Here is a 24,453-nt window from a genome sequence, read left to right as displayed (position 1 = left end):
TCAGGGCAGCGCCGCGAAGCGCGCCGTCAGGAAGCGCGGCCTCGCCGGCTCGGGGGAGGCCGCGAGGGTGAGGCGGGAGGGCTCCTCGGCGAGGCGCAGGCGCGAGAACGGCGAGGGCTCGGTCTCGATCGCCGGCAGCGGCACGAAGGCCGCCGCGGCCTCGGTCGCCGCGACCTGCACCGGATGGATCGGGGCCGCCGGGCGCCGGCGGGCCGGGATCACCACCACCTCGCGGCCGGCGAGCGCCAGGGCCTCGGGCCGGCTGACCTCGCCGAGGCCGGCCGGGACGATGAAGGCCGCGAACGGGCTGGCGGCAGGGGTGGCGTAGGCGGTGGCGGTCGCAACGGTCGGGCCGCCGGTGACCGTGATGCCGCCGGTCGCGCCGCCGCTCACGGCGATGCCGCCGGTCACGGCGGCCGAGAAGGCGCCGGCGCGGCGGAGCATCGCGGTGAAGCTCGGGTGCTGGCCGCCATCGGCGTAGGTGGTGCGCACCGCCTCGGTGCCCTCGGCCACCAGGGCCTGGATGCGGGCCTCCTCCTCGGTGCGGCGGGCCAGCGCCAGGGCCTCGACCTCCGGATCGGGATAGGGCGCGAAGACGTAGCGCCCGCCCTCGACGCCGACCAGCGGCTCGCGGCCGGTGGCCTCGAACCGGTCCGAGCCCTCCTTGAGCTGGCGCCAGAACGCGATGTGCCGGTCGGTGCGGTGGCGGGCCAGGGCGCGGGCGGTCATCCGGAACGGGAAGGCCTGGAACTGGAACGCCGCCTGCCCGCCGGCGAGCGCGTCGCGCACCAGCGCGTAGATCTCGCCGACCTGCCGGTCGGTCATGGCGAAGCAGCCGGCCGAGGAGCAGGTGCCGTGCACCATCAGGGCCGAGCCGGTGCCGCCATGCGCCCGGTCGTAGGCATTGGGATAGCCGACGTCGAAGGAGAGATAATAGGCCGAGTTCGGGTTCAGCTGCCGGGCCGCGACCGAGTAGAACCCCTCCGGCACCTGACGGTCGCCGGCCCGGGTCTTGGGGCCGAGCTGGCCCGACCAGCGGCAGATCGGGAAGGTCTTGAGGTGGACGAAGCGGCCGTCCGCCGCCCGCTTCCACACCTCGATCTCGGATTCCTGCTTGTAGGCCCGCAGCAGCACCGGCGCCGACGGCGCCGTGTTGCGCGCCGCCATCAGGGCCAGGGTGGCGGGCGGCACCGGGGCAAGGTGCTTCGGCGCGGAGGCCGCAGGCGCCGCCCCCGCGAGCAGGCCCGCCACGCACAGGATCGTCCTCGCCCGCACGCCCATCCCGCGCCGCTCCATCCTCGCCCGCCTGCCTCGCCCGCCCGAACGCCTGGCACCGCAATGTGGCGGTTTTCGCGCACGACCAAGCCGCTCTGTACTGTCAAGATCGTTGCGGTTAGGTGAAGTGTCGCCGGCCGTCCGACTTGTCCCCCTGTGGACCGGCGCTTGGCTGGCTTTCTCAAGATTTTGGTAACGATCTGTTCGTGCCTGGCGCGCAGCATCGCCCGTCACGTCCCGGCACGGGACGCCGGATGACGGAGGCTGCCATGCCCGAGACCGGACGAAGCTGGCTGCGGCTGGTGGACGACGCGCAGCCCGAGGCGGAGGCCGATGGGCCGCTGCCGGGAGAGGCCGGACGGCGCCGCCTCGCCGCCCTGCGGGGCCAGCTGCGCAACCAGCTCGCGGCCCTGCGCGAGAACCCGATCTCCGCCGAGGCCCGGGCGACCCCGGAGGGCGCGGACGCCGCGGCCGCGCTCGAGCGGCTGACCGCCGAGGTCACGCGCCTCGCGGAAGGCTGGGACCGCCTCGCCGCCGCGGTCGCGGCCCTGTCGGCGGGTGACGGGGCGGCGCCGGAGGAGTAGGGTTCGGGCCTCCCGCCGGCACATCCGAGCGATCATGGCCCCGACCATCAAGCTGCGACCGCTGGAACGCGAGGACCTGCTCTTCGTGCACCAGTTGAACAACAACGACAGCATCATGCGCTACTGGTTCGAGGAGGCCTACGAGTCCTTCGCCGAGCTGGCGCAGCTCTACGAGCGCAACATCCACAACCAGACCGAGCGGCGCTTCATCATCGCCACGCCGGAGAACGAGCGCGCCGGGCTGGTGGAGCTCGTCGAGATCAACCACCTGCACCGCTCCTGCGAGTTCCAGATCGCGATCCATCCGGCCTTCCAGGGCCGCGGCTACGCCAAGCGGGCGACCCAGATCGCGATGGACTACGCCTTCAAGGTGCTCAACATCCACAAGCTCTACCTGCACGTCGACAAGGACAACCGCCGCGCCATCAGCATCTACGAGGCCTGCGGCTTCGAGACCGAGGGCATCCTTCGCGACGAGTTCTTCGTCAACGGCAAGTACCGCGATGCGGTGCGGATGTGCATGTTCCAGCCGGCCTACCTCGCCCGGCGCGGCGGCGGCGACGTCAACGAGCCGGTGCTCAAGACCTGACTCGTGCGGCTCACCCCTGGCGCGGGCCCGCCCGGCTCCCCTATTGAGGGGGCCGACCGGAGCCCCCAGAGCCTTGCTGCGCGAGACCTACCACATCGAGATCATCGGCCCCGAGGACGCGCCGGTCCAGCGCGCCTCGGTCCGCACCGCCGGCCTCGACGCCGCCCGCGAGCGGGCTTTGCGCCTCTTCCGCCGCGCCCGGGTGCCCCAGCGCTCGGGGCCCGCGGCCGAGGCGGTGCGCATCGTCGACGGCGCCGGCACCGAGGTGTTTCGCTGGAGCGTGTGGGACGAGGGGACCGGGCCGGGGCGCGGGCGGGGATGACCCTCGTCGTCCCGCGCCGCGCTCCTCACGCGTGAGGCGAATCGCGCGTCGCCTGTCCTCAGGCGGGCTCCGGCGCGCAGTCCTGCGCGGCCGCCCGGTCGCGGACGTCGCCGATCACCCGGCCGGGCACGCCGACCACCAGGGCGAAGTCCGGCACGTCCTCGGCCACCACCGCGCCGGCTCCGATCATCGCACCGCGGCCGACCGTGACGCCGGGCAGCACCGTGGCGCGGGAGCCCAGGGAGGCGCCGGCGCCGATGCGGGTCGGGCGCCCGATCGAAGTCGGGCGCCCGATCGAAGTCGGGCCTGAGGCTTCCGCCCCGGCCTCGCCGATCACCACCCCGTGGCCGACGAACACGCCCTCGCCGAGGGCGACCCCGGGCCCGAGCGCGCTGTGCGAGGAGACCTTGCAGCGCGGGCCGACGATGCTGCCCGGCCGGATCTGCACGAAGGGCCCGACCCGGGCGTCGGCGCCGATGCGGCAGCCCGCGAGGTCGACGAGGTCCGGATGGGTGATGCGGGCGCCGTCCTCGAGGGACACGTCGGTGATCGGCATGCGGGCGGGCTCCCGGACCTGTCGCGAGGCATGAGGCTGTCGCGAGGCTCGGCCGGGAGCCTAGGCGGCGATCCGGCCGCACCGCAGCACCGGCTTTCGGGCGCCGGGCGGGGCCGGACTCCCCTCGTCGGGGCGGGGGCGGCGACCGCGCCCTACGCCGTCCTGCGGAGCCGATCCACCACGCGGGGCGCCTGCGCGGCCCGGCGCCACGCCCGAACGGACGAGGGGTGGCCGATCGAGGCATCACCCGCCTCCGCCGCCCGGGCGGACCGGGCCCGCGCCTACGCCGTTCCGTGGCGTTCCGGCCCGGCCGCGGCCGGACGTACACCGGGGTCACGGACGACGCGCGGGGTCTCCCGAACCCGGGCCGTCGTCCGCGGCGGCCACCAGCACCCGCGGGGGAGCCGCCGAACCCGGATCCCCCGCCGCGGTCGAGCCGAAGAGAGCGCGATCTTGCTGAACAACCCGATCTGGACCGACGCGTCCCTGGCCCCGCGCCTGAGGGACGACCCGCCGGAGACGCGCACGCTCGAGGTCCGCGACATCCTCGCGTTCCTGCGCCGCCGCCGCGCCCGGATCCTCGCCTGCGCCCTGGCGGGGGCGGCGCTCGGCGCCCTCTACGCGCTCACGGCGGCGCCGGTCTACACAGCCCGGGCGCAGCTCGTGATCGATTCCAAGATGCCGCCGCTCTTCGCCGAGCCGGGCGGCGACGTCGCGCGCGCCATCGACACCGGCCAGATCGCCAACCAGATCGCGATCCTGCGCTCCGAGAAGGTCGCCCGGATGGTGATCGACAAGCTCGGGCTGCGGGGCGACCTCGAATTCGGCGGGGCGCCGCCCCGGCTCCCGGCCTGGCTCACCGCCGCCCAGGAGCGGCTGACCGCGCGGCTGACCGCGCGGCTGGCCGTCCTGATGGATGAAGCCCGCGGCGCCTTCAGGGGCGTGACCGGCCCGGGCGACGGCGAGACGCCCGACCGCGCCCTCGAGGCCGAGCGGCGGCTCCTCGACACCTTCGCGGCGCGCCTCGACGTGCGCCGCGCCGGCCTCGCCTACGCCCTCGACATCTCGTTCTCGGCCCGCGATCCCCAGAAGGCGGCCGACATCGTCAACGCCGTGGTGGAGCAGTTCCTGCGCGAGAAGCGGGAGGCACGCATCGAGGCGTCGCGCTTCGCCACCGACTGGCTGAACGAGCGCGTCGACCGCTTCCGGGCCCAGATGAACGCGGCGATCCGCGCCGTGCAGGAATTCCGCGCCTCGCACAACTACCGCATCCGGCGCGGCCGGCGCGACGATCCCGACGGACCGGCCGGAAGCGCCGGAGCCCAGATCACGGGCGGCCAGCAGGCCGCCGCACGCGCACCTGCGGACGACGAGCCCGGCACCCTGGAAGAGCTCGAATCCGCCGCCGAGACCTCGCGCAAGGTCTACGAGAGCCTGCTCGTCGTGCTGGCCGAGGCGGTGCAGCGCCAGAGCGCCCCGGTGGCCGATTCCCGGGTCATCACCGCGGCGACCCGGCCGCTGTTCCGCTCCAATCCCGGCCTGCGGCTGACGATGCCGGCCGGCGCGGCGGCGGGTGCCGGCCTGTTCGTCATGGCGGGGCTCGCCGGCCTGCTCCTCGACGGGCGCGCCCGCTCCCGGCGCCAGATCCGGGCCGCGACCGGGCGGGACTGCCTCGGCTGGATCCCGCGCCGGCGGGGCGCACGCCGCCGCGGGCTCGGCGCCGAGGCGCGGCTCTGCGCCGGGCTGGCCGACGGGCTGCAATGGACCCGCCTGTCGCTGGCCGCCGCCGGCCACGCCGCGCCCTTGCGCACCATCGGCCTCACGGCGGCGGGGCGCACCTGCGGGCGCACCAAGGCCCTGGCGGCGGTCGAGCTCGCCCGGCTCTACGCCGCCTCCGGCTCGCGCGCCCTGGTGATCGACGCGGACGCCGCCGACCCGGTGCTGCGCGCGAGACCGGCGGAGGAGGGGATCGGCGCGGCCCTGTGCGGCCGGCCGGGGAAGGCGGCCGAGAGCTGGCGCTCCTGCGTCACCGCCCTGGCCGAGGGTTGCGACGTGCTGCCGCTCGCCCCCGAGACGCTGCCCTCGCCGCACTGGCTCGGCTCGCCCGCCATGGAGGCGCTGCTGGCCAGCCTGTGCGACACCTACGACGTGGTGATCGTCGACCTGCCGCCGGTCGGCCGCTCGGCCGCCATCCTGGCGCTCGCGCCGCTCCTCGACGGGGTGGTGCTGATGACAGAGTGGGGCCGCACGCCGCTGCGCACCCTGACCGAGGCCTGCGAGACCCTCGAGAACGCCCGCGCCCGGATCCTCGGCACGGTCACCACCGAGGTCGACCGGACTGCCCTCGATGCCTGAGCGGCGGCGCCGAATTCCTTACGCGGCCCGCGAGTTAGGCATATCATGCATGAATGGTGGGCATTTCGGCATAATTCCGCCGGTTGCATGCGATGTGTGCATATCGCAAGTGCGAGATCATCGATTGTTGCGTCGCAGCATAGGGGCCATTGTCCGGGACAGGAACCACAGAGTTCCACTCACCTCCAACTTCGGAGCCGGACCCATGGCCTCCTCCCCGTCGATCACCGCGACCCGCCCCACCGCCACCCGCGCCAAGCCGGGCCTGCTCGCCGAGATGCTGCGTCTCTGGCTCGAGCACAAGAGCCGCCTCGCCCAGTTCGGGATCCTGCCGCTCTGACGATTCTCAGGCCGGGCCGCTGAGGCCCGGCTCCCGGGCCGGGCGCCCGGCGAGGCGCGCGACCATCGGCTCGGCGAGCGCGTGGTAGAGCCCCTCCGGGCAGACCAGCTTCGAGGTCGCGTCGGCGATGAGCGCCGCGACCATCAGGGGGATCACCAGGGCGTGGTTCTCCGTCATCTCCGACACGATGACGAACGAGGTGATCGGCGCCTGCAGCACGCCGGTCAGGTAGGCCACCATCCCGACCAGCACCACCGCGCCGACCGGCACCCCGTCGAACAGGCCGGCGATCTCCGCGCCGAGGCCCGCCCCGACCGCCAGCGACGGGGCGAACAGCCCGCCCGGGATGCCGCTGATCGACGACAGGGTGGTGGCGACGAACTTCGCCGGCCCGAACCAGGCATGGGTGTCGGCGGTGCCGTGCAGCAGGGCCTTGGCCTGCTCGTAGCCGGTGCCGTGGACGTGGCCGTCGGTGGCAAGCCCGCACAGGGCGACGCCGAGGCCGCACAGGGCCGCGAACAGCACCGGCCGGCCCGTGACGACCCGTCCCGCCATCCCGGGCAGGCCGCGGGCGACCGCGATGACGATGCGGCTGAACGCCCCGCCGAACAGCCCCCCGAGCACGCCGCAGACCGGCACGACGGCCCAGGCCCGTCCGAGCGGCAGGGTGTCGGCGGTGGTGCCAAAATAGGTGTAGTTGCCGACCAGCGCGAGCGAGGTCAGGCCCGCCGCGATGATCGCCCCGAGGATCAGGCTCGAGGTCTTGGCCTCGTAGGAGCGGCTCAGCTCCTCGATGCCGAACACGATGCCGGCGAGCGGCGTGTTGAAGGCCGCCGCCACCCCGGCGGCGCCCCCGGCCAGGAGCAGGCCGCGCTGGCGCTCCGGCGCGAGCCGCCCGGCCGCCGCCATCAGGGCGGCGCCGACCTGCACGGTCGGCCCCTCGCGCCCGGTCGAGGCGCCGCAGAACAGCCCGAGCGTCATCACCACGATCTTGCCGACGGCGACCCGCAGCGAGATCAGGCCGTGGCGGGCCCCCGCATCCTCGATGTCGCGGGCGGCGATCACCTGCGGGATGCCGCTGCCTTGCGAGTTCGGAAAGACCGTGCGGGCCAAGAGCGCCGCGAGCCCGAAGCCGACGGGCGTGAGGACGAGGGCGGCCAGGGGCGAGACGGCGAGGATCGCCCGGAACCCCGCCTGCGCGGCATCCGCCAGGACGGCCATCAGCACCGCCGCGGCCCCGACCGCGATGCCGCCGACGAGGAACAGCCCGCGCCGGACCCACACGCCGACGAGATCCCGCGACCCGGGCAGCCGCCTCACGATACCCCGCACCCGCAAAGCCCCCCGCCCGTCACGGACGGGCACCTTGGCCTCCCGCCCGTCCAGGACAGGCACCTTGGACGAAACCGCCGGGAATGCGAAGCTCGGCCAGGACAGGGCAGGCACGGGAGGACGGCATGCGTGTGCTGGTGGTGGGGGCCGGCGCGACCGGCGGGTATTTCGGCGCCCGGCTCGCGGCGGCGGGGCGCGACGTGACCTTCCTGGTCCGCGAGGCCCGGGCGGCGCGGCTCGCGGAAGGCGGCCTGTCGGTGAAAAGCCCGCTCGGGGATTTCCGCATCGATGCCCCCGCGACCGTGACGGCGGGCACGATCCCCGGGCCGTTCGACCTCGTGCTCCTGAGCTGCAAGGCCTACGACCTCGCCGGCGCCCTCGACGACGTCGCCCCGGCGGTCGGGCCCGGCACGATGGTGCTGCCGATCCTGAACGGGATGGCGCATCTCGACGCCCTCGATGCGCGCTTCGGGCCCGAGCGGGTGCTCGGCGGCTCCTGCGCCATCGCGGCGACGCTCTCGCCCGAGGGTGCGATCGTGCAGATGAGCGACCTGCACGCGCTCACCTTCGGCGAGCGGGACGGGACGCGCTCGGAGCGCATCGCCCGGGTCGCCGCCGTGATGGAGGGGGCGGGCTTCGCGGCGCGGCTGAGCGACAGGATCCTGCTCGAGATGTGGGAGAAGTGGGTCTTCCTGGCGACGCTCGCCTGCGGCACCTGCCTGATGCGGGCGACCGTCGGCGACATCGTGGCGGCGCCGGGCGGGCGCGAGGTGATGCTGGGGCTCCTCGATGAGTGCCGCGGCATCGCGGCGGGCGCCGGCCACCCGCCGCGGGAGAAGTTCCTCGAGACCAGCCGCGGCACCCTGACGGCGGCGGGCTCGGGCTTCACCGCCTCGATGCTGCGCGACATCGCCCGCTCCGCACGGATCGAGGCCGACCACATCGTCGGCGACCTCCTGGCCCGCGGCCGCCAGGCGGCGCCGGACGGCGCCTGGCCCCACCTCGCCATCGCCTACACGCATCTGAAGGCCTACGAGGCCCGGCGCGCGCGCGAGCAGGGCTGAGCGGACGGCGAGACCCGGAGGGCGGAATTCACCCCCTCCGGGTCACTCGGGTCCGGGTCACTCGGGGGCCGCGCAACGGAGCCAGGGCTGACGCGGTGGACGCCAAGTGCGCAAGACCGTCGCCCAGGATCTCGCATGGCGCATCGCTGGTGATCCCGTGCCGAGGCCGCGGGCGGGAGGAGGCGAGACTGCCTCGGTACTGCGCCAGCCGGTCGGGGAGGATCGACTGCGTGGCCATTGGAGTTAGGTTCGGACGAGATCGAAACGCCCTCGAAACCGAAAGGAGCGCGCAGCGATGACGGAGAGCGTGTCGGTTCCCCGGTGCCCCGACGTGGTGCTGTCGGATTTCGGGGCCTTCTTCGAGGAGCAGCGGCGCCGGCGCGAGGCCATCGCGACGCCGGAGCCGGCGCCCGAGGCGCCGCTCTCGGAGGAGGATGCACGGCGCGTGGCGCTCCTGCGCGACATCGCCGCCGAGGTGCTGGCGGCGGCCTCGACCCAGCTCGCGCCCCACGGCGTGCTGATCGAGCGCGGGCCTTCCTTGCGCGGCCGGCCCGACTTCGAGCAGGCCTACACCCAGTTCATGCTGATCAACCGGCATACCGGCCAGGCCTCGGACGTCTACGTGATGAGCATCACGGATGCCGGCTACTTCCTGGCCAGCGCCTGCGACCCGCGCCTCGACCACGACCACCACGACCGCCAGGTGACCCACTGCGCCGCCAGCGCCCTCAACTGCGACATCGTCGCCCGGGTGATGAAGGACGCGATCCTGCACGTGGCGTGATCCCGGCGTGAGCCCGGCGCGAGCCCGGCCGGAGGGCCTGGAGGCGGCGGCCTTAACGTATCCTTAGGTTTTTGTTCCAGCGCGGCAGTTCAAAAAAGTCGGCTACAAATCCTCTTGACCATCCCTCGGCGGAGGGGCAGCATCGTCCTCGTCGAGTCGAACTCGAGGAGGTAGCCATGAGATCTCAAGGTTGCAGCCCTCACGCGACACATACCGATGCCGGTGACCAGGACACGCCACCGGACTACTCTCGACAGGGATAGTGGCTTCAGGGCGGGCTGAATACGGTACGGGGCCGAGTCGGCCATCGCAATCGTGCCGTGCGACCATACCCGCACCCTGAAACGTGGACCCTGCCCCTTAAGGCTCGTCGGTGCGCCGGCGGGCCTTCGTCGTTGTGGGGTCCTCGGTTCCGGGACCGGCCCTGCCGTGCTACGGCGGTCCGCAGGAGGATCCCGATGTCATTCGACCGTTCCCGCCGCGGCAGCGATCCCCGGCAGGCCGCCGAGGCCGCGTTCCGCGCCGTGACCCGCAAGACCCCGGAGGGGCCCGCCCCCGAGGTGAAGACCGCCGCCAGGCCGGCCACGCCCAAGCCGGGCGTGCCGGGCCTGCGCGAGACCGTCTCCTTGCGCCTCGACCGCGACGTGCTCGACCATTTCCAGGAGGACGGACCGGGCTGGCAGGAGCGCATCAACGCCGCCCTGCGCAAGGCTGCCGGGCTCTGATGCGGCTCGGCGCGGCGGTTCTCCTGACGCTCCTCGCCGCCCCGGCCTGCGCGCAGGGCGGACAGGTCACCAACCCGTTCGCGTCGAACTACCCCTCGGTGCCGATCCGCGAAGGGGTCGCCCCGCCGCGTCTCAGCGCAGGAACAGCCCGAAGGCCCGCGGCCCGTCCGCGGTCTTCACCGTCCCGGTCACCGTCAGCGCTCCGGCATCGATCACCGTGAGGGTGTTCGATTCCCAGTTCGCCACGTAGACGGTCCGGCCGTCCGGGCCCGCCTGGATGCCCTCCGGGTACTCGCCGACCGCGAGCCGCGGCCCCGGCGCCAGGGTGGCGGCGTCGAAGGTGCTGACCGTGCCGCCATACTGGTCGGTGACGAAGGCGCGGCCCTGCGCCAGCGCCACCGCGTAGGGACGCTCGCCGACCTTGACCCGGCCGACCTCGCGCCGCTCGCCCAGGTCGACGACCGAGACGTCGTTCGAGCCGACATTGGCCGAGAAGGCCCGCCGGCCCTCGCGGTCGATCGTGACCCCGAACGGCCGGGTGCCGACCGGGATCGTCGCGACGCGCTCGCGCGTCGCGGTGTCGACCAGCGACAGGGCATCGTCGTCCCGGTCCGCCGCGAGGAGGAATTTCCCGTCCGGCGTCACCGCGATGCCGGAGGGCGAGGTGCCGACCGGGATCTCGGCCGCCACCGCGAGGGACCTGGGGTCGATCTCCCAGAGCCGCTTGGCGTACCAGTCGGCGACGTAGACCGCGCCGCTCACCGGGTTCACCCCGACCCCGAGGGGACCGCCGCCGAGCGGCACCGTCCGGACGACCCGCCGCGCCGCGGCGTCGATCACCACGAGGGCCTTGCCCTCCGGGGCCGTGACGTAGACGGAGGCCCGGTCCGGCGACAGCGCGACGCCGGCCGGCGCCCCCGGCACCGGAATCCTCGCCACTACAGTGAGCGCGTCGAGGTCGACGACGTCGACCGCGTCGGCGTTCTGGGCGGTGACGAAGGCCTCCGCCGCCAGGGCGGGGAGGGGCGCGAGGGCGATTGCGATCAGGCAACCGACCGCGGCGAGGCGCCGGGCGGGTCCCGGGGCGCGTCCGAAGTGCGGGGATGCCGGCGCGAGGATCCCCCTCATCCCACCCGCGCCCTCATCCTGAGGTGCTGCCGCCTGCGGCAGCCGCGAAGGAGGGCTCCAGCTGTCGCAGCGCTCCCTGGAGCCCCCCTTCGAGGTCAGTCCATCAGAGATGGGCGCGATCTCCGATCGCCGATGCCTCAGGGTGAGATTGCGAACGGGACGGGAGGAAGCGGTCACGTCGGTCGGGCTCTCACGAGCTGCCCTTCTCGATCTTCGCCTTCAGGTTGTCGAGGCCGCCGCGATACAGGCCCTTCACCGCCTTGACCGCCGCCTCGTCGCTCAGCTCGGGCGGCGGATCGTTGTTCATGTAGCCGCGGTAGAACGCGCCGTCCCACACCACCTGCGACTTGCCGCCCTCGGCCGGCTCGACCTTGATCGTCGAGGAGTAGTTGTTGACCGGCAGCACCTTCACGTCGACCTTGTTGATCCGGTACGACAGGCTCTTCTGCTCGGCCGAGTACTTGTAGAGTTCCTCCTCGACGGTGGCGCCGCCCTTCAGGGTGAGGATGCGGGTGGCCTTGACCTCGTTGCCGCCCTTGCCCTCGGTCTTCTCGACCGGCGGCAGCCAGCTCATGTCCTGGAAGTTGCCGACCACGGCCCAGACCTTGTCGGGCGCCGCGTCGATCGTCACCGTCTCCTCGACCTTCTTGCGGGTCGGGCCGTGGGCCTGGACCGGCGCCGCCGCGAAGGCGGCGGCGAGGGCGGCCGCGAGGATGCGCTTCATCGGGTGTCTCCTCTCAACGCTCGGCATCATGCGCCGAAGTGGTCACCGGTTCGGCGGCGAACATGATGCAAAAAAACCAGAGCCCAGGCAGAGTTGCACCCTGCAACTCTGCCTGGGGCTCACGCGTCATCGACCGCGAGGGACGCCGCCTCGGGCAGGGCGGCGGCGACCTTCTGGGCGATCCAGTTCCAGGCTTCGCGCTCGGCGGGCCCGGCGGTCTTCTCGACGGCGACGCGGTGGTGGCGCAGCTCCGCCAGCACCGTGTCGGGGTTCAGCATGTGGAGCCGCGTCGACAGGATCGCCGCCTCCAGGACCGCGCTCGAGCCCCGGTTGTAGCCGAGGAACGGGCGATGCGCCTGCGCGTGCACCACCCGGCCGCGGAAGCGCGGGCGGACGGGATCGTCGCGCACCTCCACCACCTGCAGCTCCATGTGGCCGTAGGCCTCGCCGAGACGCGGCACGGGGATCGCGCGGCACGGCACGGTCGCCCAGTCGCGCCGGCCGGTGACGCAGCCGGCGATCACCCGGATGTCGGCCGGCGCGGCGGCCGAGAAGAACGGCACCGCCTCCAGGTTGGCGATGGTGGGCGAGGGCCGGAACGGCGCCACCCAGAAATCCTCGCCCTCGGCGATCAGCCCGAACGGCACCAGGTGCAGCGTCCCGTCGGCTCCGGCCGTGGTCACGATGGTCTCGAGGATCAGCGGCACGGTCTCACGGCTTTCCGCTGTGGCGGGTGTGGCCCGGGGCCTTGAAGCGGGTGGTGTCCTCGACCTCGGCGTCCATGGCGCAGCCCCAGTCCAGCGGCTCGTCCTGCACGTAGCGCTTGCCGAGGCGCCAGGCGAGCTCGGCCTTGGTCAATTCGCCGCCGAGATAGAAGGCGTGGGCGCCGTCCCCCTCGACCCCGAGATCGGGGAAGAACGCCATCGCGTCGCGCCCGGTCTTGTGGATGTCGCGGTTGTAGATGTGCACCCCGTCCTCCGCCACCGCGACGCGGTAGTTGGGGTCGCGGACCTCGGCGGCGAGCATCGCGATCTCGTCGGGCGTCTGGGTGTAGGGGCGCTTGTCGTGGAGGGCGAGGAGCGCCCGGCCGTAGCCCTTGGGGAGGGCGGCGTCGGCCTTTGCGGCATACATCACCCGGCGGGCGGCGTCGTGCTCCTCGACCGTGCGGCGGGTGTGGTTCGAGACCTGGACGATCAGCACGTTGCCGATCGCCAGTTCCGAGCACACCCCCATCAGCAGGGCCGTGATCCCGAGGCTGTCGGCCTCGGTGAGCTCGGTGAGGTTGCCGGTGCCCATCATCATGGCGATGTCGGGGTGGCGTCGCCGGGTCTCGTGGTAGCGCACCAGCGAGGCGGCGAAGCCGAAATGGATCGGCTCGAGGATCGGGTCGGCGATGAACGGGCGGCCCGCCCGCTGCATCCGGTCGATCGCCCGGTCGAGGGAGGGCAGGTCGTCGGGGCGCAGCGGGACCAGCACCGGCACCGCCTCGGTCTCGAAGGCGAGGTCGAGGGTCTCCTCGTTGAGGCTGAGCAGGAAGTCGGCCCCCGCCTGCGCCCCCTGGCGCAATTCGTCGATCGAGAACGAATCGACGCTGACCCGCAAGCCCTCGGATTTCAGCAGCCGCACGCTGTCGGCGAGGTGCGGGAAGGGGGTGTCGGGCAGCCCGCCGAGATCGATCACGTCGGCCCCGCGGCCGGCGAGGTCCTTCGCCCGGACGAGGATTGCCTCCGGCGACAGCCGCGGCGCGTCGACGATCTCGGAGAAGATCCGCACGGCGTGGCGCGAGAGGTCGACCTTGCGCCCGGCAAGGCCGAGGAAGACCGGCAGGTCGACGATCTCGTCCGGCCCGCGCTCGACCGGCAGGCCGAAATGGGCCGAAAGCGCCGCCGTGTCGGCCCGGCAGCGCCCGGGCAGGATGACCCGCGTCGCGCCTTCCGGCACCTGGACCCGGTTCCGGATGATCGCCTCGGTCATCAGCGCCGCGACCTTCACGCCGGCATCGGCGATGGTCCAGGCGAAGCGCTCCGGCGGCAGGGACGCGGCGATCTTCTCCAGCCGCGTCTTGGCGAGGCGTCCGGTGACGAAGACGAGGTGCTCCCTCACGCGGCGCGCTCCGCCAGGGCTTCGGGGCACGCGACGGCGTCGCGGCAGAGCCGGTCGCCGCCGGGGCCGCGCAGCACGATCGCGCCGGAAAAGCGGGTCGCGAAGCCCGGGAAGGCGGCGTCGACGAGGCCGGCCCGGGCGAGTTCCGCGGGACCTGCCCCGGGCGCCGGATCGGCGGATTTCACCAGCAGGCAGGTGCGCGCGCAGAGGCGGGCGGCGAGCCAGAGCGCCAGGCTGTCCGAGGTGACGTCCCAGCTCTCCGGGATCTCCGGGTGGCCGGCCGCCAGCGCCGAGGGATCCCAGACCGGCACGCCACCGGCGGCGAGGCATTCGACCGGGTCCTCCGTCACCGCGAGGCGCGGCTCGAGGGCGGCGAAGATCCGGGCCATGCCGGCCATGGCGCCGATCGCCAGCCGGTGGGCGAGGGGATCCGGGAAGGCGAGGGCGGCTTGCGTCGCGCGCACCGCGTCGGCGAGCGCCCCGCCGCCCGGCACGATCGCCACCGGCCCGTCGACCCCGTCGGGGAGGGCCCCGAGCAGCCGGCGCAGCCGGGCGCCGTCGGCCACGAGGCTGCCGCCGATCTTCACGACGGTGAGAGGAAGGCTCATGCGCCACACCCCGCGCGTGCAGGGCTGCCTGAATAAAGGAAGAAGCGCGGACTGTCCCCTCTCCCCGCGGGCGGGGAGAGGGCTGCGACGACCTTGTCGTCGGCGCAGCGAGCCCGCAGGGCGAGGGTGAGGGGGTGTTTCCGGAGGAGGCTTACGGGTCGAGACCCCCTCACCCTCGCTCCGGCTGCGCCTGCACTCGCTTCACCCCCGACGAGGGGGGTGAAGCCCTCTCCCCGCCCGCGGGGAGAGGAGGTTTCGCGCCATATCCTGGCCCGAGGTGGCACACGAAACGCCCAACCGCACACCGGCACGGCTACGCCGCCTCGACGCGGGGCAGGACCGCGGCAAGGCGCCGCGCTGCCTCCGCGATCCGGGCCGGATCGAGGCGGCCGGTCCGGTCGGCCCGCGCGCACAGGCCGCCGCGAAAGCCGAGATAGCCCGGCCCGAGGGCCGCCAAAGCCGGGATGTCGTCGAGGGCGAGGGAGCCGGCGAGGCCCGAGAGCAGCCCTTGCGCCCGGCACGCCGCCGCGAAGCCGGCGAGGCGGGCGAGGGACAGGTGGCCGGTGAGCCGCCGCCCGTCCTTGGTCCTCGTGTCGATCATCGCCCCCGAGAACCCCGCGGCGGCGAGCGCCGGCACGTCGGCCCCGTCCGGCCCGTCCTCGGCGAACAGCACCGCGATCACCGGAACGCCGGCCGGCAGGGTCAATCCCGCGGGATCGCGCCCCGGCGCCCAGGCGATCTTGAGGTAGTCGACGCCCGTGCCGGCGAGCGCCGCCAGGCAGGCGGAGGCTTCCCGCCCGTCCCGCGGCTCGCCCGCCACCGCGCTCGTCAGCCCGTCGCCGGCGGCGGCCGCGATGGCCCGCACGGTGTCGGCCGGCAGCGCCCCGAGGGCGCCGCGGTCGGGATCCTTGGCGTCGATCAGGTCGGCGCCGTGCCGGCGGGCGAGCGCCGCCTCGGCGGCGTCGCGGACGCTGACGAGAAGGCGGACGCGGGTGGGGGGTGTGTCGGGCACGGGATCAGGACCGGTTCGGCAGCGGCTCGGCGAAGAGGCGGTTCTTCACCAGCGAGCGCACGCCGTGGAGCCAGGTGTCGTCGGTGTCGCCCTGGATCAGCACCTGGCCGCCGCGCAGCACCTTGCCGCTCTCGGCCTCCGTGATGGAGATCGTGAGGTTGAGGACCTGCGGGGCGTTGCGCTGGACGTAGCCGTAGACGACGAGGACCGCCCCCGCCGCCTTCGCGATCTTCTCCGCGCAGCCCTCGCACTTGTAGAGCGGGGCGTCGCGCCGGATCGCCGCGGCCTGGGGCGCGAGGTCGACGGGCGCGAGGCCGCGGCTCGTCACCTCCCGCCGCAGGGCGTCGCTGGCGAGGCCTAAGCGCCGCATATCCTCCGGCCGCAGGGGGCGCGGCCCGATCGTGCCGGGCTCCGCCAGCTCGATCGGAAACACCGCCGCCGCCTCCGGCGCGGCCGCGGCCGGCAGGCCGACGAGCAGGGCCGCGAGGGCGGGGAGGGCGCGAAGGACGAGCATCGCCCGACCCTCGCACGGCGATGCGCGCCGGCGCAACGCGGCGGCGCCGGGCCCGCCCTCGGACTTTCGGGGGAGGGCACGGCTCTTAAGCCACGGTACACGACACGGCCAGTGTGTCGGCGGTTAGGGACCTCCGACCCTCGAACCTCATCCTGAGGTGACCGGCGATCGAAGATCGCGCCGCTAGCGGCAGCCTCGAAGGAGGGCTCCAGGGATCGCACCGACTTCTGGAGCCCTCCTTCGAGGCCCAGCGATCTGCGATCGCCGGTCACCTCAGGATGAGGTCGCGGGTCGGAGGGACGACTGACGCTGCCTCCAAACCGCACTGTCGTGTACCGTGCTCTTAAGCAATCCTCATCGATGAGGCGTTGAGGGCGTTCGAGAATCCCTGCTAGCGTGCCGCCCGCATGGTCGCCCTCCGCACAGCCGCCCTCGCCCCCGCCCTCCTCGCCCTCCTGGCGGGCGCGCCCGGCGCCCTCGCGCAAACGCCCGCTCCGCCCGCCGCGGCGCAGGCGAGCGAGATCCGCATCGGCCTGATCTACCGGCCGGCCCCGGCCCCGTCCTCCTACGACGCGCAGGCCGCGCCCGAGGACGAGGGGCTGGCGGGCGCGAAGCTCGCGATCCAGGACAACACCGCCACCGGCCGCTTCGTGGGCCAGCGCTACGCCCTCGACGCCGTGGCTTTGGCCACCGCCGCCCCGGGCGAGCCGGCGCCGCAGAGCCCGGTCGAGGCCGCCCGCGAGTTGGCCGCCAAGGGCCTGCGCTTCCTCGTGCTCGCGCTCCCCGCCGACGAGGTGCTGGCGGTGGCCGATGCGCTCAAGGGCTCAGGGATCGTCCTGTTCAACGCGGCCGCCCCCGACGACCGCCTGCGCGGCGCCGATTGCCGGGCAAATATCTTCCACGTCGCCCCGAGCCGGGCGATGCAGACCGACGCCCTCGCCCAGTTCCTCGCCTTCATGCGCTGGCGCAAGCTCTTCCTGATCACCGGCCCGCAGGACGGCGACAAATTGTGGGCCGAGGCGATGAAGCGCTCGGCCAAGAAGTTCGGGCTGCAGATCGCGGCGGAGCGCCCCTGGACCTTCGGGCCGCTGGCGCGGGCCCGCGGCGACACCCCGACCCGCGCCGAGGCCCTCGTCTTCACCCGCGGCCTCGACTACGACGTCGCCGTGGTGGCGGACGAGGCGGGCGATTTCGGCGACTACGTCCCGTTCCACACCGTCGATCCGCGGCCCGTGGTCGGCACCCAGGGGCTGGTCCCCACCACCTGGCACCCGACGCTGGAGGTCTGGGGCGCCGCCCAGGCCCAGAACCGCTTCCGCCGCCTCGCCGGCCGGCTGATGCGCCCCCTCGACTACCAGGTCTGGGCGGCTTTGCGGACCGTGGGCGAGGCCGCCTTCCAGACGAAGACCACCGACCCGGCGGCGCTCATGGCCGCCATCGCCGACCCGGCCTTCACCCTGCCGGGCTACAAGGGCGTCGCGCTCAGCTACCGCCCCTGGGACCACCAGCTGCGCCAGCCGCTGCTGCTGGTGCAGCCCCAGGCGCTGGTGGCGGTGGCGCCGGAGCAGGGCTACCTGCACCAGCGCACGCCGTTGGATACGCTGGGGATCGACCTGCCGGAGACGCAGTGCCGGCTGACGAAGTCGTGACCCGGCCATAAGTCGGTCTCGCCTGCCGATGCACGGCGGGCCAGGTAGGATCATGAACGGACCGCGGGCGAACAGCGCGGCCGCGAAGGGAGGACGAATGAGCCGTCACCGGATGAGGCCGGCGCGAGCCGCGGTCGTCGCGGCCGCCCTTCTGGCCGCTCCCGCCCACGCCACCACCGTCTATGTCAGCAACGAGAAGGGCAACTCGGTCAGCGTCATCGACGTCGACAGCCTGAAGGTCACGGCGACCTGGCCGGTGGGGCGGCGGCCGCGGGGGATCACGGTGGGGAAGGACGGGAGCCTGCTCTACGTCTGCGCCAGCGACGACGACCGCATCGACGTGCTCGATACCAAGACCGGCAAGATCGTGCGCTCGCTCCGCGCAGGGCCGGACCCGGAGCAGTTCATCGCGCATCCCTCCGGCAACCCGCTCTACGTCGCCAACGAGGACGACAGCCAGGTCACGGTGCTCGACATCGAGAAGAACAAGGTGGTGGCCGAGGTGCCGGTCGGCGTCGAGCCGGAGGGGATGGGGTTGAGCCCGGACGGGTCGATCCTGGTCAACACCTCCGAGACCACCAACATGGCCCATTTCATCGACACCAAGAGCTTCCAGGTGATCGACAACGTGCTGGTGGATGCGCGGCCGCGCTTTGCCGAGTTCAGCCGGGACGGCAAGTTCCTCTGGGTCTCGGCCGAGGTCGGCGGCACCGTCTCGGTGATCGACGTCGAGACCCGCAAGGTGGTCAAGAAGATCACGTTCAAGATCCCGGGCGTCACCGACGAGCAGATCCAGCCGGTCGGCGTGCGCCTGACGAAGGACGGCGGAAAAGCCTTCGTGGCGCTCGGCCCCGCCAACCGGGTCGCGGTGGTGGATGCCAGGACCTACGAGGTCCAGAAATACCTGCCGGTCGGCCAGCGGGTGTGGCAGCTCGCCTTCACGCCGGACCAGAAGCTCCTGTTCACCACCAACGGCACCTCGAACGACGTCTCGGTGATCGACGTCGAGGGGCTCAGGGTGACGAAGAGCATCCCGGTGGGCCTGCTGCCGTGGGGGGTGGCGGTCTCGCCGCAGTAAAGCACCTTCCCCTCCCCCTTGTGGGGAGGGGGCAGGGGTGGGGGTGGTGCCGCGTAGAGCTGTGCGGTGCCTCCTGCACCACCCCCACCCCCTTACCCCTCCCCACAAGGGGGAGGGGAGGCGCCTAACCTTCTAATCGGACAGCCCATGCGCGCCTTTCTCGCTGCCGCCGCCCTCGCCGCCGGCCTCCTCACCCCCCACGCCCTCGCCGGCGACCTCACCCGCGGGCGCACCGAGCTTCCCGAGCTCGTCCTCGGCGCCGAGGACAACGACTACGCGGTGCCGGTGAAGGACATCGAGATGGAGGCCGGCAAGTCCTACCGGCTGCGCATCACCGCCAAGGGGCAGAAGGAGTACAAGTTCTTCGCCGGCGAGTTCTTCCGCGGGGTGTGGATGAACCAGATCGTCATCAACCACCTCGAAGTGCACATGGCGGGCGCGCCGCACCACCTCGAATTCGACGACCAGGGCACGATCGCGCTCGAATTCGTCACCGTGCGGGCCGGCGAGTTCCCGTGGTCGGTCCAGGGGCTGGAGAGCCGGGGGATGACCGGGCGCTTCATCGTGAAGTGACGGGCGTTTGCGGGCGGCGCCGGCCTACCCTACACCGGCCGCAAGAACGAATGGAGGGACCCCCCGGATGCGCCTGTGCCTGGCCGCCCTGCTCCTGCTGACGGCGTTGCCCGCCCGCGCCGACGACGCGGCCGCGTGCCGGGACGGCATCGCGACGATCAAGGCCGAGCTGGCGAAGTCTCCCCCTGAGCCGGTCGCGCGGGCCCTGCGCAAGGAGCTGCGCATCGCCGAGCGGGAGCTCGGCGAGAAGGAATACGACGAGTGCCTCGACGCGGTGCGGGACGCCCGCAAGGCGCTCGCCCGATGAGCCAAGAGTCGATGAGCCAAGAGTCGATGAGCGCGGAGGCCCTTGCGGTCGAGGGCGTCACCCACCGCTTCGGCGCCCGCACGGCCCTCGACGCCGTGTCCTTCGCGGTGCCGCGCGGCGCCTTCGTGGCGCTGCTCGGCCCGAACGGCGCCGGCAAGACCACCCTGTTCTCGGTGGTGACGCGGCTCTATGCCAGCCAGGCCGGGCGCGTCGCGCTGCTCGGGCACGACCTCGACCGGGAACCGTCGCGGGCGCTCGCCCGCCTCGGCGTGGTCTTCCAGGCCCGCACCCTCGACACCGACCTGACGGTGCGCCAGAACCTGCTCTACCACGCCGCCCTCCACGGCATCCCCCGCAAGGCGGCGCTGGCGCGGATCGAGGGGCTGCTCGCCCGCATCGGCCTCCTGGAGCGCCGCGACGACAAGATCCGCACCCTGTCGGGCGGCCAGTCGCGGCGGATCGAGATCGCCCGGGCGCTGATCCACGCCCCCGACCTCCTGCTCCTCGACGAGCCGACCGTCGGCCTCGACCTCGAATCCCGCGCCGACATCGTCACGATCGTGCGGGCGCTGGTGCGGGAAGAGGGGCTGTCGGTGCTCTGGGCCACCCACATCTTCGACGAGATCGACCCGCAGGACCGGGTCGTGGTGCTGCATCGCGGCCGCATCGTCGCCCGCGGCCTCGCCGGCACCCTGAGCGAGCCGACCGGCTCGCTGGAGACGGCGTTCCGCCACATGACGGCCGAGCGCGGGCCGGATGGCCCCAGGAGGGTCGCGTGAGGAGAGTGGCATGAGCGCGGGCACGGCCCTCACCCCGGTGCGCGGCCGGCTCGATGCCGGCGGCTACCTGATCGCGCTGGCCGGCATCGTGCGCCGGGAGCTCCTGCGCTTCTTCAACCAGAAGGAGCGGTTCTTCTCGGCGCTGGTGCGGCCGCTGGTCTGGCTGTTCATCTTCGCGGCGGGTTTTCGCAACACGCTCGGCCTGTCGATCACGCCGCCCTACGAGACCTACGTGCTCTACGAGGTCTACGTCGTGCCGGGCCTCGCGGTGATGATCCAGCTGTTCAACGGCATGCAATCGTCGCTGTCGATGGTCTATGACCGCGAGGTCGGCTCGATGCGGGTGCTGCTCACCAGTCCCTATCCGCGCTGGAGCCTGCTCTTCGCCAAGCTGATCGCCGGCGTGATCGTGTCGCTGATCCAGGCCTACGTCTTCCTCGGGATCGCGAGCATCTTCGAGACCGACATCCCGTGGCTCGGCTACCTCGCCGCCCTGCCGGCCTTCCTGGCCGCGGGGCTGATGCTCGGCGCCATCGGGCTGTTCCTGTCGTCGCTGGTGCGCCAGCTCGAGAATTTTGCGAGCGTGATGAACTTCGTGATCTTCCCGATGTTCTTCGCCTCCTCGGCGCTCTACCCGCTGTGGCGGGTCAACGAGTCGAGCGCGACGCTCTACTGGATCTGCCAGGTCAACCCGTTCACCCACGCCGTCGAGCTGGTGCGCTTCGCCCTCTACGGCGCCTTCAACCCGGTCTCCGGCGCGGTCGTGGTCGGGACGGGGATCGCGTTCTTCGTCATGGCGGTGGCCGCCTACGATCCCGGCCGCGGGCTCCTCGCCCGGCGCGGCGGCCCGGCCGGGGAGGCGGGCTGACCGCCCCTTCAGATCAGGGAGATGCCCACGATGCTCCGCCCGCTCCTCGCCACGCTCCTGGTCCTCGGCGCCGCCCCGGCGCTGGCCCAGCCGCGGCCCGATCCCGACTGGCCCTGCGCCCAGCGCAAGGTCTCGACGCTCGGCCCCGGCGCGGTCTGGACCGGGCCCGACCCGGCCCCGGCGCTCGCCGAATGGGGCAACGACACCGAGGCGGCGCTGCTGGCGCAAAAGATCGCGTCGCGCCGGCTGCCGCTCGAGGAGGTCGACGGCCTCCTCGACGCCTTCGTGGCCAGGCTCGACAAGGCCGAGAAGGACGCCCGCCTGACCCGGGTCTTCGCCGGGGTGTTCGAGGTGCTGAACGGCGAGCGCGACAAGGTGGTGGCCGGCATCGGCCGCTACGCCCGCGGGCAGCGGGTGATGGCCGAGCGCATCCGCGACGAGGCCGGGAAGATCAGCGAGGTCAAGACCGCGCCGGACGTGCCCGACACCAAGGAGCTGGCCGAGCTGGAGACCCGCTTCACCTGGGACAAGCGCATCTTCCAGGAGCGCAGCCAGTCGCTCACTTACGTCTGCGAGGTACCGACCCTGCTCGAGCAGCGCCTCGGCGCCATCGCCCGCAAGATCCAGGACCGGCTCTGAGCCTGAGCCCCCGATCGGGCCCCCTAGCGGGCCTCCGTCGCCGGCCGGAGCGCGGCGGTGCGCCGGCGCTCGCAGGCGACCTTCAGGTATGTCTCGCGCGCCCGCACGAAGCCGCTCTGCGCCGCCAGGGTCTCGCCCTGCATCAGGCAGGCCATCGGGGTGGGGGCGGGGGCGACCGCCACGTCGAGGGCCGTCTCGCGCGAGCAGTCGGGCGCCGCCAGGGTGCTGGCACAGACCAGCGCGACGGTGAGGAAATCCGCCATGTCACCTCCACAGGCCGCCACGCGGGTCAGGCGGAGGTCCGGGCCGGAGGGACGCTCGCGCCGCGCTGATGGGCGCAAGCAGAGCGATTCGCGTGCCAGCACTGGACGAAGGTCGAAGGCCGCGACGCTTTGTTGCAGCGCAGCAACAGATCGCGGCGCAGCAACGACCGTCAGCGCAGGTCGTTCCACCAGCCGGCGAAGCTCTGCCGGGCAGGGGCGTCCCGCTCCTCCCGGCTGAGGCGCCGGTACTCCCGCGGCGCGACGCCATGCGCCGCCCTGAAGGCGCGGCTGCAATCGGATTCGCTGGTGAAGCCGCACCGATAGGCGAGGTCGGCGATCCGGGCCGTCTCGTCCGGCTGGGCCAGCAGGGCGCGCAGCCGCACCAGGCGGCGGGCGCGGATGTAGCGGGCGACGCCGCCGCTCGGCGCGAAGGCGCGATAGAGCACGGAGCGCGACACGCCGATGCCGGCGGCCACCGCCTCCGGCGTGGCGGCCGGGTGGGCGTCGATGTACTGGCGCGCCCGCCGGCGGCAGGCGGCGGCGGCGGCCATCTGCACGGCGTCCGCCCCCTCCGGGGCGTGGCCCGCGAGGGCGAGGCCGAGGAGGTCGGCGGTCGCCCGCGCCAGGCGCTGGCGGTCGCCCGGACCGTAGAGGTGCAGGTCGTCGCGGAGCGAGGCGAGGAACCGGGCGAGGAGCCGCGACCGGTCCTGCGGCAGGACGGCGCCGTGCAGCCGCCCGGGCTCGGTCACGGTCGCCTCGATCGCGGCGCGGGGCACCGAGAGGGTGAGCACCCGGGCGCGGCCGGCGCGGGTCTCCATCGGCCGGCTCATGTCGATCAAGGCGATCTCGCCGGGCCCGACGGTCCGGCCGCCCTCGGGCGTGTCGACCGCGAGGGCGCCGTCGAGGACGAGCTGGGCCGTGAAGTGGTCGAAGCCGTTGCGGATCACCCGCCGGGGCGAGCGGACATGCGCGACGCCCTGCAGGCGACGGTCGAACAGGATCAGGGTGTCGAGGCGCTGCGCCGTGACCGCGACCGCGAAGGCCCCGTCGAGGCGCGCCGCATCGGCCACCGTGGCATAGAGATCGTGATAGGCCTCGAACCCGCCCTGGCCGGACGGCGTGGCGTCGGTGGAAAACCGCAGGCCCGTCTCGCGCCGGGCCGTGGCTTCGTCATCAGACATGGACCACTCGATCGCCGTTGATTCTCTGGGGTTAGAGCGAAAGGAGCGCCCGATGCAAGAACCCGGAGACAGGAACCAAGATATCCCACCCACCGCCGATGTCGGCAGGCCCGTCGCCCGCGGGCACACGCCGTGCTCCACGGGCAACCCGAGCGGTCACCGGCACCGCACCACCCTCGACTCCGACGGGGTGCGGACCGACCGCCGCAACCTCCAGCCGGATCGATCCCGGACCGATCGCGTTCCTGCGATCACATGCCGGCTGACGGTGCGTCGGCGGGGGGAAACGGATCAGGAACGGGCGCGCCGGAATTTGCGCCTTGACGCCGGCAGGCCCAGGCGGTCTAAAGACGCGCCCGCCCAGGATGGCTCGCGTCATGCGTCTCAGGAGCCCGCAGGCTCTCGCCGGTGTAGCACAGCGGTAGTGCAGCGGTTTTGTAAACCGAAGGTCGGGGGTTCGATCCCCTCCGCCGGCACCATCTAAACCACTGGAAAACCGAGAGAATAGGTCGCGTCAGAGACGCCTCTATAGGCACTTGATGCCCTATTGCGACGGCACAAAATCCGGCACAGTCTGTTCCGCAGGCGTTCCTCTCTCCCTTCGAGAGACGCGATAGCCCGGCCCTGGGTCCAAATCCGGGGTCGGCACAAAATCCGGCACAGCATGATCACCCTCCCACCCATCGTCCTCGAATGGTCCCGCGGCCTCGCCAGCCTCTCGCCCGCCGTGCCGCCGTGCCGTCGAACTCGCGATCGTTCTCGGCCCAGCGCTGCTTGTGCAGCACCTCCTCCTGCGTCGGCCTCGGCGACGTAGTCTGGCCCGATTTCGTAGCCGGACATTGGGCGCCGGTTCGTGCGCCTACTGAAGTCCTCGTCCTCGGCCGTATCCTGATCGAGGAACTCTCAGTTTACGCCGCGACGCTCAACGACCGACCGGCCCCCATCGACCATAGACCCGACCCACGGTATGAGGCCGGGAGTAGCTGCAGCCTGCGACTGGGATCGGCCATAGTAATTACCCAGGGGGGGGCGCTCGGTCGCGGCGTGACGCTGTCGAGGGACCGATGCGGGGTGCTCGCGGCCCCTCTTGCCGATAGTTGA

General features: G+C 72.8%; 27 protein-coding genes and 1 tRNA gene. 16 read left to right on the top strand and 12 right to left on the bottom strand.

The features are described 5' to 3' along the window. Entirely contained in the window at nt 1-1,296 is a 1,296-nt protein-coding gene (locus EU555_RS37180; protein ID WP_135417958.1) for a L,D-transpeptidase family protein, read from the bottom strand. 248 nt (nt 1,297-1,544) lie between these two features. Between EU555_RS37180 and EU555_RS25115 the strand changes: the two genes are divergently transcribed. From EU555_RS25115 to EU555_RS25105, 3 genes are all read left to right on the top strand, one after another. Further along, a complete protein-coding gene (locus EU555_RS25115; RefSeq protein ID WP_135417957.1) occupies nt 1,545-1,859 on the top strand; it encodes a hypothetical protein in 315 nt (104 codons plus the stop codon). A 34-nt stretch (nt 1,860-1,893) separates the two neighbouring features. After that, complete coding sequence (gene speG / locus EU555_RS25110; RefSeq protein WP_135417956.1) at nt 1,894-2,448, top strand: spermidine N1-acetyltransferase; 555 nt, start codon at nt 1,894-1,896, stop codon at nt 2,446-2,448. Between the two features lie 76 nt (nt 2,449-2,524). After that, on the top strand, nt 2,525-2,770 hold the full coding sequence (locus tag EU555_RS25105) for a hypothetical protein (protein ID WP_135418056.1): 246 nt from the start codon (nt 2,525-2,527) through the stop codon (nt 2,768-2,770). 58 nt (nt 2,771-2,828) lie between these two features. Here the strand turns inward: EU555_RS25105 and EU555_RS25100 are convergent, their stop codons facing one another. Continuing rightward, the gene (locus tag EU555_RS25100; RefSeq protein ID WP_135417955.1) at nt 2,829-3,326 is read right to left on the bottom strand and encodes an acyltransferase; all 498 of its coding nucleotides are present in this window, start codon (nt 3,324-3,326) and stop codon (nt 2,829-2,831) included. A gap of 453 nt (nt 3,327-3,779) precedes the next feature. Here EU555_RS25100 and EU555_RS25095 point away from each other — a divergent pair, with 453 nt between their 5' ends. Both EU555_RS25095 and EU555_RS37525 read left to right on the top strand, forming a co-directional pair. Further along, nucleotides 3,780-5,681, top strand: coding sequence for a Wzz/FepE/Etk N-terminal domain-containing protein (locus EU555_RS25095; protein WP_167858655.1), 1,902 nt, complete (start codon nt 3,780-3,782; stop codon nt 5,679-5,681). A 205-nt stretch (nt 5,682-5,886) separates the two neighbouring features. Then, the gene (locus tag EU555_RS37525) at nt 5,887-6,021 is read left to right on the top strand and encodes a hypothetical protein (RefSeq protein WP_281041314.1); all 135 of its coding nucleotides are present in this window, start codon (nt 5,887-5,889) and stop codon (nt 6,019-6,021) included. Between the two features lie 6 nt (nt 6,022-6,027). On the opposite strand, the gene EU555_RS25090 is transcribed toward EU555_RS37525, so the two are convergent. Beyond that, entirely contained in the window at nt 6,028-7,386 is a 1,359-nt protein-coding gene (locus tag EU555_RS25090; RefSeq protein ID WP_135417953.1) for a chloride channel protein, read from the bottom strand. Nucleotides 7,387-7,478: 92 nt separating this feature from the next. On the opposite strand from EU555_RS25090, the gene panE reads away from it, so the two are divergent. The 3 genes from panE (at nt 7,479) to EU555_RS25075 (ending at nt 9,926) form a co-directional block, all read left to right on the top strand. Then, on the top strand, nt 7,479-8,417 hold the full coding sequence (panE, locus tag EU555_RS25085) for a 2-dehydropantoate 2-reductase (RefSeq protein ID WP_135417952.1): 939 nt from the start codon (nt 7,479-7,481) through the stop codon (nt 8,415-8,417). Between the two features lie 295 nt (nt 8,418-8,712). Then, complete coding sequence (locus EU555_RS25080; protein ID WP_135417951.1) at nt 8,713-9,201, top strand: hypothetical protein; 489 nt, start codon at nt 8,713-8,715, stop codon at nt 9,199-9,201. 458 nt (nt 9,202-9,659) lie between these two features. After that, entirely contained in the window at nt 9,660-9,926 is a 267-nt protein-coding gene (locus EU555_RS25075) for a BrnA antitoxin family protein (protein ID WP_135417950.1), read from the top strand. A gap of 132 nt (nt 9,927-10,058) precedes the next feature. Here EU555_RS25075 and EU555_RS25070 read toward each other — a convergent pair whose 3' ends face one another. From EU555_RS25070 to EU555_RS25040, 7 genes are all read right to left on the bottom strand, one after another. Continuing rightward, entirely contained in the window at nt 10,059-11,054 is a 996-nt protein-coding gene (locus tag EU555_RS25070; RefSeq protein ID WP_135417949.1) for a YVTN family beta-propeller repeat protein, read from the bottom strand. A 190-nt stretch (nt 11,055-11,244) separates the two neighbouring features. Next, a complete protein-coding gene (locus tag EU555_RS25065; protein ID WP_135417948.1) occupies nt 11,245-11,778 on the bottom strand; it encodes an SRPBCC family protein in 534 nt (177 codons plus the stop codon). A gap of 119 nt (nt 11,779-11,897) precedes the next feature. Next, complete coding sequence (locus tag EU555_RS25060; RefSeq protein ID WP_135417947.1) at nt 11,898-12,485, bottom strand: DUF447 domain-containing protein; 588 nt, start codon at nt 12,483-12,485, stop codon at nt 11,898-11,900. Between the two features lie 4 nt (nt 12,486-12,489). Then, nucleotides 12,490-13,881: a DUF6513 domain-containing protein gene (locus EU555_RS25055; RefSeq protein ID WP_135417946.1), complete on the bottom strand. Its 1,392-nt coding sequence runs from the start codon at nt 13,879-13,881 to the stop codon at nt 12,490-12,492. Further along, the gene (locus EU555_RS25050; RefSeq protein ID WP_135417945.1) at nt 13,878-14,489 is read right to left on the bottom strand and encodes an amino acid kinase family protein; all 612 of its coding nucleotides are present in this window, start codon (nt 14,487-14,489) and stop codon (nt 13,878-13,880) included. Before EU555_RS25050 ends, EU555_RS25055 begins: the two co-directional genes overlap by 4 nt. Nucleotides 14,490-14,802: 313 nt before the next feature. Next, nucleotides 14,803-15,501 carry a (5-formylfuran-3-yl)methyl phosphate synthase gene (locus EU555_RS25045; protein ID WP_135417944.1) on the bottom strand — a complete coding sequence of 233 codons (699 nt, stop codon included), beginning with the start codon at nt 15,499-15,501 and terminating at the stop codon, nt 14,803-14,805. A 4-nt stretch (nt 15,502-15,505) separates the two neighbouring features. After that, the gene (locus EU555_RS25040; RefSeq protein ID WP_135417943.1) at nt 15,506-16,015 is read right to left on the bottom strand and encodes a DUF3280 domain-containing protein; all 510 of its coding nucleotides are present in this window, start codon (nt 16,013-16,015) and stop codon (nt 15,506-15,508) included. 407 nt (nt 16,016-16,422) lie between these two features. On the opposite strand from EU555_RS25040, the gene EU555_RS25035 reads away from it, so the two are divergent. From EU555_RS25035 to EU555_RS25005, 7 genes are all read left to right on the top strand, one after another. After that, nucleotides 16,423-17,664: an ABC transporter substrate-binding protein gene (locus tag EU555_RS25035; protein ID WP_135417942.1), complete on the top strand. Its 1,242-nt coding sequence runs from the start codon at nt 16,423-16,425 to the stop codon at nt 17,662-17,664. A gap of 97 nt (nt 17,665-17,761) precedes the next feature. Next, a complete protein-coding gene (locus EU555_RS25030) occupies nt 17,762-18,742 on the top strand; it encodes a YVTN family beta-propeller repeat protein (protein WP_135417941.1) in 981 nt (326 codons plus the stop codon). 147 nt (nt 18,743-18,889) lie between these two features. Then, nucleotides 18,890-19,315 (top strand): cupredoxin domain-containing protein, encoded by a 426-nt coding sequence (locus EU555_RS25025; RefSeq protein WP_135417940.1) that lies wholly within the window; start codon nt 18,890-18,892, stop codon nt 19,313-19,315. Nucleotides 19,316-19,382: 67 nt separating this feature from the next. Further along, a complete protein-coding gene (locus tag EU555_RS25020) occupies nt 19,383-19,622 on the top strand; it encodes a hypothetical protein (RefSeq protein ID WP_135417939.1) in 240 nt (79 codons plus the stop codon). 11 nt (nt 19,623-19,633) lie between these two features. After that, complete coding sequence (locus EU555_RS25015; protein WP_425375148.1) at nt 19,634-20,401, top strand: ABC transporter ATP-binding protein; 768 nt, start codon at nt 19,634-19,636, stop codon at nt 20,399-20,401. Between the two features lie 10 nt (nt 20,402-20,411). After that, nucleotides 20,412-21,269, top strand: coding sequence for an ABC transporter permease (locus EU555_RS25010; RefSeq protein ID WP_135417938.1), 858 nt, complete (start codon nt 20,412-20,414; stop codon nt 21,267-21,269). 30 nt (nt 21,270-21,299) lie between these two features. Then, nucleotides 21,300-21,908, top strand: coding sequence for a hypothetical protein (locus EU555_RS25005; RefSeq protein WP_135417937.1), 609 nt, complete (start codon nt 21,300-21,302; stop codon nt 21,906-21,908). Nucleotides 21,909-21,931: 23 nt separating this feature from the next. Here EU555_RS25005 and EU555_RS25000 read toward each other — a convergent pair whose 3' ends face one another. Continuing rightward, the gene (locus EU555_RS25000) at nt 21,932-22,171 is read right to left on the bottom strand and encodes a hypothetical protein (RefSeq protein WP_135417936.1); all 240 of its coding nucleotides are present in this window, start codon (nt 22,169-22,171) and stop codon (nt 21,932-21,934) included. A 170-nt stretch (nt 22,172-22,341) separates the two neighbouring features. Beyond that, the gene (locus EU555_RS24995; protein ID WP_135417935.1) at nt 22,342-23,352 is read right to left on the bottom strand and encodes a helix-turn-helix domain-containing protein; all 1,011 of its coding nucleotides are present in this window, start codon (nt 23,350-23,352) and stop codon (nt 22,342-22,344) included. A gap of 404 nt (nt 23,353-23,756) precedes the next feature. Between EU555_RS24995 and EU555_RS24990 the strand changes: the two genes are divergently transcribed. Continuing rightward, nucleotides 23,757-23,831 (top strand) — tRNA-Thr (locus EU555_RS24990). Nucleotides 23,832-24,453: the final 622 nt, after the last annotated feature.

Source organism: Methylobacterium nonmethylotrophicum, assembly GCF_004745635.1.
Lineage (GTDB): Bacteria > Pseudomonadota > Alphaproteobacteria > Rhizobiales > Beijerinckiaceae > Methylobacterium > Methylobacterium nonmethylotrophicum.
This window is presented reverse-complemented; position numbering and strand designations above follow the sequence as displayed.